This is a genomic window from Flavobacterium sp., from assembly GCF_032153895.1.
In the GTDB taxonomy this organism is placed as follows: domain Bacteria; phylum Bacteroidota; class Bacteroidia; order Flavobacteriales; family Flavobacteriaceae; genus Flavobacterium.
On sequence record NZ_JALDYN010000059.1, the window covers coordinates 1 to 3,424 of the forward strand.

Genomic DNA, 3,424 nt, shown 5'->3' on the forward strand with positions numbered 1-3,424 from the left:
CCATAGCATTAGTAGGTTAAGTTTATGGTAGATTTGGGGCAAAAAGGGTGGAAGCGATTCCACCTTTTTATTTTTGGTAACATCACAAATACAAATAAAAAAAGCGAACCATTTGGTTCGCTTTCTGTTTTTATAAGATTCTCTTATTTCGCTGCTGCGTAACGCTTCGCAACTTCCGACCAATTGATTACATTGAAGAAAGCTTCCATATAATCCGGTCTTCTGTTTTGGTAGTTTAGGTAATAAGCGTGTTCCCAAACGTCCATTCCTAAAATTGGTTGTCCGCCGCCAACGCCTGGCATTAACGGATTGTCCTGGTTTGGTGTAGAAGAAACTTCTAATTTACCACCGTTAACATTCAACCAAGCCCATCCCGAACCAAAACGCGTTGCTCCAGCTTTGGCAAATTGTGCTTTAAATTCTTCGAAAGAACCGAAAGCCGCATCAATAGCATCCGCCAAGTCACCTGTTGGTAAACCACCACCGTTTGGCGACATAATTTCCCAGAATAAAGTATGGTTGTAGTGTCCGCCACCGTTGTTGCGAACCGCCATGTTGTTCATGTCTAAACCGGTCATCAAATCTTCAATTGATTTTCCGTCTAAATCCGTTCCGGCAATTGCGGCATTCAAGTTGGTTACATAAGCATTGTGATGTTTCGAATGGTGGATTTCCATCGTACGCGCATCAATATGTGGTTCCAAAGCATCGTATGCGTAAGGTAATTTTGGTAATTCAAAAGCCATAATATTTTAATTTTAAAGATTAATAATTAAATTCATTCAAAATTATAAATTTATCTTCGTAAAAGAAAATAGTAATTTTCTATACTGATATTGTAAATCCAAATGGTTTGAAATTGAATACGCGTGCCTTCACCCTATACGACGCTTCCGCCGGTTCCGGAAAGACCTACACACTGGTAAAAGAATATTTAAAAATTATCCTTTTAGCTGAAACCAACGATGCGTACAAAAAAATCTTAGCCATCACTTTTACCAACAAAGCGGTGGAAGAAATGAAGTCGCGTATTGTTTCTGCATTGCATGAATTTTCAAAAGAGCAGCCCAATGAAAAAGCGCTGGCCTTCATGAAAGACATTGCCGAAGACACCAAACTTTCCTTGGCGACGATAAAAGACAAAGCCAAAGCGATTATCAAAAACATCATTCACAATTATGCGGCTTTCGATATTTCCACGATTGATAAGTTCACGCACCGCGTTATCCGGACTTTTGCTTTCGATTTGGGTTTGCCGCCCACTTTTGATGTGTCGCTTGAAACTGATTTATTACTACAAGAAGCTGTCGATGCGATCATTGCCAAAGCTGGAGAAGACGAATTGCTCACCAAAATTCTTGTAGATTTTTCCATCAGTAAAACCGATTCCGATAAAAGTTGGGACGTTACACACGAATTGCTTGATGTGGGAAGATTGTTGGTCAATGAAAACAACCGGAACGAAATTGCATCCTTCCACGATAAAACTATAGATGCGTTTTTGGTGATTAAGCAAAAATTGGATGATGCAATTCAGGTTTTGGAGGCAGAAACAATTTCTTTTGCGGATGAAGCGATGCAGTTGCTGACCGATAACGCTATTGATTTGGCTTCATTCTCACGCGGAACGTTTCCGAATCATTTAGGGTATATCCAGCGTAAAGAATTAAAAAGTACTCATAAGAAATTTCACGAAGTTGATGATATTCAGATCAATAAAACAGCTAAGGATAAAGCAGTTATTGAAAGCCTTGCTCCGCAGTTGATTGCCATTTTAGGGAAAGCTTACAAGAATTACGAGAAGATGAATTTCTATACGGCGTTCCAAAAGAATATCACGCCACTTTCTTTATTGAATACGATTGCACAAGAACTGGAATCTATTCAGAAGGAACAGAATATTTTATCGATTTCGGAATTCAACGCGATCATCCATAAAGAAATTCAGGAACAGCCGGCACCGTTTATCTACGAACGATTAGGTGACCGATACGCACACTTTTTTATTGATGAATTTCAGGATACTTCCGAAATGCAATGGCAGAATTTAGTGCCGTTGTTGGATAATGCTTTAGCATCGGAAGATTTGTCCGAACGTCGTGGTTCGTTGATGATTGTGGGCGATCCGAAGCAGTCGATTTACCGTTGGCGCGGCGGAAAAGCAGAACAGTTCATTGCATTGAGTAAAAACGATTCGCCTTTCTCCAACAAAGACAAAGAAGTGGTTCGCTTGGGGAAAAATTTCCGGAGTTATTCTGAAATTATCACCTTCAATAATGCTTTTTTTGCCAACATAGCTGAAACATTTTCCAACGAAGACTATAAAGATTTATATCAAAACAAAAGTGCTCAGGAAGTCAATTCCAAAACAGGTGGTTATGTGAATATTTCATTTATTCCAAAAGTTGAAGCAGCAGAAACGGCAGATGACGAAGAAACCGACGACAAAAAACAATTGTTTCTAAAAGCGACTTTAGCAACGATTAAAAAAGTACGCGAACAAGGTTTTCAGTACCGCGATATCGTATTGTTGACGCGAAAAAGAGATTCCGGAGTTGCTTTAGCCAATTATTTAACCGAAAATGATATCCCGATTTTGTCTTCGGAAACCTTATTAATTGAAAATGCGACCGAAGTAAAGTTGTTATTGAATGTCCTCCGCTATCTGAAAAACAGTCAGGACAAGGAAGCCAAAGCGGCGTTGTTGTATTTCATTGCGCAATACAAACAGGATGCTTTGCCGGTTCATGATTTTATTGAAGCAGGAATCAATATTCCATCAGAATCGCTTTTTGAACAGTGGCTGTTAGAAAAAGGAATTGGAATATCCTTTAAAAACTGCCGTAAAAAATCACTTTATGAAGCCGTGGAAACTATTGTTTCCGTATTTCTGAAAGAGAAAAGCACGATTTCCTACGTGCAATATTTCATGGATTTGGTATTGGAACGCGATGTAAAAACGCAAGCAGGTGTTTCCGATTTTCTCGATTTTTGGGACAATAATGGTTCTAAATTCAGTATTCCATCACCCGAAGGGAATGACGCGGTTCGCATTATGACGATTCATAAATCGAAAGGCTTGGAATTTCCGGTGGTGATTTTTCCGTTTGCCGAAGAAGATTACGCCAAAAAACCACGCAACAAAATGTGGCTGGAATTTGATGATGCCGAGTTCGATATTCCCAAAGCCTTAGTCGATACCAAACGTGATGTGGAAAATTACGGCGAAAAAGCCGCGCACGAATACCATTCCAAAAGTCAGGAAGAACTGATGGATAATATTAATGTGTTGTATGTGGCTTTAACGCGTGCCGAAGAACAGTTGTACATCATCTCCAATAAAAATAGTACGTCCAAAGGGGAACTCACGGATTATATGTCGTCTTTTTTCATTCAGTTTTTAGCTTTTAAAGGAGTGTATCAG

2 protein-coding genes are annotated in these 3,424 nt (G+C 39.3%); one reads left to right on the top strand and one right to left on the bottom strand.

The genetic code is table 11. The features are described from left to right. Window positions 1-143 precede the first annotated feature (143 nt). Entirely contained in the window at window positions 144-746 is a 603-nt protein-coding gene (locus tag RUH60_RS11530; protein ID WP_313808454.1) for a superoxide dismutase, read from the bottom strand. Window positions 747-859: 113 nt separating this feature from the next. Between RUH60_RS11530 and RUH60_RS11535 the strand changes: the two genes are divergently transcribed. Continuing rightward, window positions 860-3,424 (top strand): UvrD-helicase domain-containing protein (locus RUH60_RS11535; RefSeq protein WP_313808456.1); only part of this gene is annotated, 2,565 nt, incomplete at its 3' end.